This window comes from Streptomyces sp. AM25, assembly GCF_058146165.1.
Genome location: NZ_JBKIWN010000089.1, coordinates 1 through 5,084 on the forward strand (window position 1 = coordinate 1; position 5,084 = coordinate 5,084).

Annotated in this window: 3 protein-coding genes and 1 pseudogene; 2 read left to right on the plus strand and 2 right to left on the minus strand. The window is 69.1% G+C overall.

From position 1 onward, the window contains the following. Positions 1–58: 58 nt before the first annotated feature. Positions 59–508 carry a single-stranded DNA-binding protein gene (gene ssb, locus ACLHRZ_RS36565; RefSeq protein WP_490422904.1) on the minus strand — a complete coding sequence of 150 codons (450 nt, stop codon included), beginning with the start codon at positions 506–508 and terminating at the stop codon, positions 59–61. Between the two features lie 611 nt (positions 509–1,119). Further along, positions 1,120–2,620 (minus strand): annotated as a pseudogene (locus ACLHRZ_RS36570) (IS21/IS408/IS1162 family transposase). A 1,492-nt stretch (positions 2,621–4,112) separates the two neighbouring features. Between ACLHRZ_RS36570 and ACLHRZ_RS36575 the strand changes: the two are divergent. Next, on the plus strand, positions 4,113–4,412 hold the full coding sequence (locus ACLHRZ_RS36575; protein WP_490422905.1) for a hypothetical protein: 300 nt from the start codon (positions 4,113–4,115) through the stop codon (positions 4,410–4,412). 131 nt (positions 4,413–4,543) lie between these two features. After that, positions 4,544–4,999, plus strand: coding sequence for a transposase family protein (locus tag ACLHRZ_RS36580; protein WP_490422906.1), 456 nt, complete (start codon positions 4,544–4,546; stop codon positions 4,997–4,999). Positions 5,000–5,084 lie beyond the last annotated feature (85 nt).

The following is a 5,084-nucleotide window of genomic DNA, read 5'->3' on the forward strand; positions in this document are numbered from 1 at the left end:
CACGACAATCGCCAAAGCCATCCTCACCCTGGAAACTCACCGCTGAACAAGCTCACTGTCAGAAGGGGCGCGGGCTGGACTCTTGTGCGGGCTGTGACCGCCGCCAGGAACCGGGTGCCGGGCCCGCCGGGGGTGGGCGGTAGGTCTTGGTGACCGTGGCCCTCGCGTGGATCAGGGAGACGGCCACCTCGTCGGCATCGACCTCGACGACCGTACGCTGCGCTCCTTCGCGGTCTTCAAAGGTGCGCTGCTTGAGCCGCCCGGTGACAATGACCCGCGTCCCCTTGACGAGGGACTGCGCGGCGTTTTCCGCAGCTTGCCGCCACAGGGTGCAGCGCAGGAACAGTGCGTCGCCATCGCGGAATCCGCCGCTGGCAGGGTCGAAGACCCGCGGGTTGGAAGCGATCGTGAATCCGACGACAGGGACACCGGAGGCAGTGGAGCGCAGATCGATATCGGTGGTGAGGTTGCCCACCACTGTCACCACGGTTTCGCTTGCCACGCTCACCGCCCTTGAGATGACTTCCCTATGGTGTTCTTCACCGTACCGGCCGGACTCCGGCCGGGGGATCCTTGTCTGCCCCGGGGAGAAGTTACGCTGCGGGGATATATGACCGCATGTCAACTGGCAGAAACTCTCCGGCCGCAGTCACCTTCGCTTTGGGTGAATGACCGTCCGTCAGAATGGGCAGATCCCGACAGGGGCGTTCCTCTCGCCTGTCTGCGGCAGGCCGCCTGTCCGGCCCGCCGCCCCGGCCCCGGGAACTGATAGCGCAGAACCCGGGGCCACACTCCATCTCCTGCACGCAACGATGACAGTCGTGGTACGACCGCCCGCGATGCCCGCTGGTTTGTGACCAGGCAGGAGGGCGGCTCGTTGAACAGAGCGGCCGGGCTCTCGCACGGGCCCTTGCAGGTTCGCCGCGTCCCGGCCGGCGGCTTCCTCGGCCAGCAGGACCCGGACGACCTCGGCGGGATCCCACCGTTGGGCCTTGGCCGTGGGGATCAGGTCCGTCAACGCCCGCCGGATGTGAGGGAGTTTGAGTCGCCGGGTCAGCTCGATCGCCTCGGAGAGCGGGTCGCCGTTGGAACCGGAGACGGTGCGAAGAGGGGTGGCCATCAGTGTTCGTCTCCTTCAGGGGCGACGCCGAAGCGGGACCAGGCGGACGTGCCCGGCTGGAGGCTGTGGTCCTCCGACGCCCGGGTCGGCTCGGGAACCTGGCGTCCGATGTGGTGGTCAAGAATCGAGATGAGGTCGTTCTCGGCGAACCGGCCCGCGATCGCCGCCGTCCCGAGCGCCCGGTCGACCTCCGCGGTGCCGTGGAGCTTGGCGAGCTGGACGGCCTCGGCCATCTTCGGCCGCATCCTCCTCGCTCCCGCAGCCGCGGCCTCGGTCAGCCAGGACGCCGCCCCGGGACCGAGAGCGAGAAACGCGACCTCCTCGGCGGAGGTTGCCTTCGGGGTGCGGTCGCCTTCCTTGTCCTCGCGAGGCGGGTAGTGCTCGTCTTTGATCGACGGGTTGCCCGGGGTGGACCGGCGGTGGCGGGCGGCCTCGACCGCGCCGTCGGCAGTGACCGCGGTAATGACGAGCTCGTCGCCGTGGAAGCGGGCCCAGACCGTCTCGCCGGCCAGCTGGTGCGGGACCGAATACCGCACCGAGTCCACCGATATCGTCGCGTCGTTCGCGACCCTGCGGGTCGTGCCCAGAGCCGCGGTGAACGGATTCTCCGGCAGCGGATGCAGCCGGTGCCGTTCCTCCGCCAGAGCCTCGACGGGCCGGCGTCTGATCGCCCGGTGGACCTTGTTGTTCACCTCGGCGGTGAACTGGCGGCAGGCGTCTTCGAGTTCGGTGAAGTCCCGGTAGGCCGGACGAAGGTTGATGTCGGTGGGCACCAGGTCCCGTTTCGCGATCCGCACCGTCGCCTCGGACCCGCCCTTGGACTGCGGATCCGCCGGGACACAGGTGCGGACCGTCAGCCCGTAGTGGTGACCGATCTCGATGATCTGCGGGTTGCGGACCGGTATCCGCGCGATATGGTCCGTCGTGACCGTCCGCTCGTTGTCGGTGAGCGCGTAGGTCGGGGCCCCGCCGATCTGCCGCAGCGTCGCGTCCAGGCAACTCGCGATCGTCGGCAGTGTCTTGTCGAGCACCGGGATCACCACCCGGAACCTCGACCAGCCAAGCGCACCACAGCCACGTCCTGCGGCCTGCGATTTTCGGCCCGTCACCCCAGTCCCACTGGACCCACAGCCCGGGCTCGGGGATCCACGGGCGGAACACCCGGCGGTGGCCGGCCCGATACGACGCCTTCGCCACCGCGACCGCCCGCCGCGTGGTCCGGTCCGTGCCCGTGAAGCCCATTGCCGTGATCTTCTCGTGCACCCGGTCGGCACCGATCCGCCCGCCGGACCGTTCGATCAGTTCCTCGATCTTCGGCAGATACCCGTCGATCATCTTCGGCCGCTGCTGACGCTTGGACGGGTCGCCGCCCTTGTCGCGAAGCTCGACATACCGCTTCACGGTGTGGTGGTCGACCCCGGCCAGCTCGGCCGCCCCGCGGTAACTCCCCGTGAGGTCGTACGCTTCCAATATCTCCATGATCTCCTCTTTCGTCTTCACACCGACCAAAGGAACAGGCCGGGAGATAAAGACACCGGAAGGATCACGCGTCCATCAGCGGGGAGAACTCGTGTCCGCCTGCGGGGAGGCGATCGAACCGCCTACGGGGAGCTTCGCATTTCCGCCGTCAGCCCTGGTTCACGAACTCAGACGCATACGGGCGGGAGCGGCCTGCGGCCGTATCCCCGCCAGCCGTCAGACACTCCTGCCCCGCGCCACCAGGACGGGCGCCCCGGGCACCCGGCACGCTGGGCGGTCGGGTTACCAGGTGAGGATGATGCGTCCGCTGGTGCCTTTGGTGGCGAGTCCTCCTCTGGAGGCGAAGCCGCCGGCGCCGCCGTGCTGGCTCGTGCCGGCTGAACCGCCGTCTGCAGGCGGAACGGCGCCTCCGAAGAGACCTGGGAGGTCACCGCCCCCGCCGCCTCCCCCGCCGCCTGCACCGTTGTTCTCGCCACCGCCTGCGCCACTGAAACCGCCGTTACCGCCGTTGCCGTACGGAAGGGCTGACAGCCCACCCAGACCTCCCGATACCGGAGAACCCCCGCGGCCGCCGCGGAAGCCCCCCGGTTTTACCCCGTTGCCTCCGGTGGGTCCGGCCTGGCCTGGGGCTCCGACAGTGTAGGAAACCTGACTGACGGTGCACGCAGCGGGAATGTTGTTCCCGGCCGTGGTCTGACCGCCCGCGACGGAAGCGCCCCCACCACCTGAAACTCCGCCAGTGCCGGTGCCGCCGCCCCCGCCTCCTCCTCCGCCCTTCCCACCAGCGCCTCCACCTCCACCGTAGGCGATCGCAAGGCGCGTTGCGAAGGAGTTGTAGACGGTGGAGTCCTGGCCCGCTCCGCCGGTGACGTCGCCTCCGCCGTTCACCCCCGGATTGCCGGTGCCACTGTATGAACCGCGGCCTCCTTCGCCGAGACTGCCGCCACCACCCAGGACACCGCCGCCCAGCCCGACGTTGACATGCAGCGTCTGGCCAGGCTCGGTGCTGACGCGGCAGACCGCGTGATCGCCGTGAGCGCCCCCGCCCCCGCCGCTTCCGGCACCGCCACCTCCACCCCCAAATCCTGTACTTGGGCTCGCCCAGCCCCCGCCGCCTCCGCCGCCCCCGCCGCCCCCGTTGCCGCCCGCCCCGCCGCCCGCGATCAGATCGACGGTGACGACAGTGACGCCGGGAGGGGTTTTCCAGTCGCCGGACTGGGGGAAGACCGCGATACCCGCACGCGGCGCAGCCGTGACGGGTGTACTGACTGTGCAGGGTGCGAGCACACCGAGCACCACTGCGGCCGGAACCATCCGTCCGCGCAGCATTTCCCTCCGCATGACCCCTCCAGCACTCTCCGGCGGCACCCGGCACACCCCGCCTGCAGACGGCCCTCTGTGGCCCTGCTGCCGCAACCTGCCTGGCCTGTGACACACAGCCACATAATCCCCCCGTCAAACAAGCACCAGCAATCACCTACAAGAGCGGAACAGCCAGGGAGTTCTTCCGGTCGTGACCGGTTCGGGTGACGGGGTGGCCCGTGACGCGATGAAGCTCCTTGCCGTTGCAGAGGTGCCAACCATCCTGCGGAGCAAGGAGCTTCGTGGTCACTATCGTGCCACCCTCGACGTGCCGTCCGACCTGGTTTCCTGGCTGGAGAACCTCATCGCCGCCCGAAGGAGTGAAGCGGGCGGTTCCTGGCGGGTGCTGACCTCGTGGGACCAGGCGGTGATGCTGCTGGTCCGGATGGCCAGGGGTGACTCGTTCCCGCGGCTCGCAGCACACTTCGGGGCCGCCACCGACACGGCATGACGCTACGTCAACGAAGGCATCGAGACCCTCGCACCGCTCGCTCCCACCCTCGCCGACGCGATCGCGGCGGCAGGGCCCGGGCGGCGCCTGCTGCTGGACGGCACGCTGATCCCACCTGGCGCTGCGCGGCCGTGACCACGGAGAAGAACCCCGATCCGCTGTACAGCGGCAAGCACCGCCGGCACGGGGTGAACGTCCAGGCCCTCACCGACACCACCGGCGACCCGGTCTTCCTTGGCGAGGCGAGACCCGGCTCCACCCACGATGCGACCGCCGCCCGGACCGACGGCATCACCGGCGCCGTCACCGCAGCCGACGTGGAGACCACCGCCGACTCCGGTCACCAGGGCGCCCGCGGCACCGTCCGCACCCCCATCAAACGGCCACCCGGCAAGAGCCACAACGGCTGGGAACGACAGGCCAACGCCGCCCTCGCCCGGCTCCGCGCACCCGTCGAGCGCGCCTTCGCCCAACTCAAACGATGGCACGTACTCCAGCACGTACGGATCAGCCCGAACAAGATCACCACACTCCTCCACGCCGTCCTCGTCACCCACCGCCAACGGCTGTCACTCACCAGGGCGTAGATCGGAAGGGCTCAGGATGTCGGCCGTCAGTGAGCGTCTTTCAACCTCCGAATCTGCAGGTCAGCGAGCTAGGTCCTGACGGGTC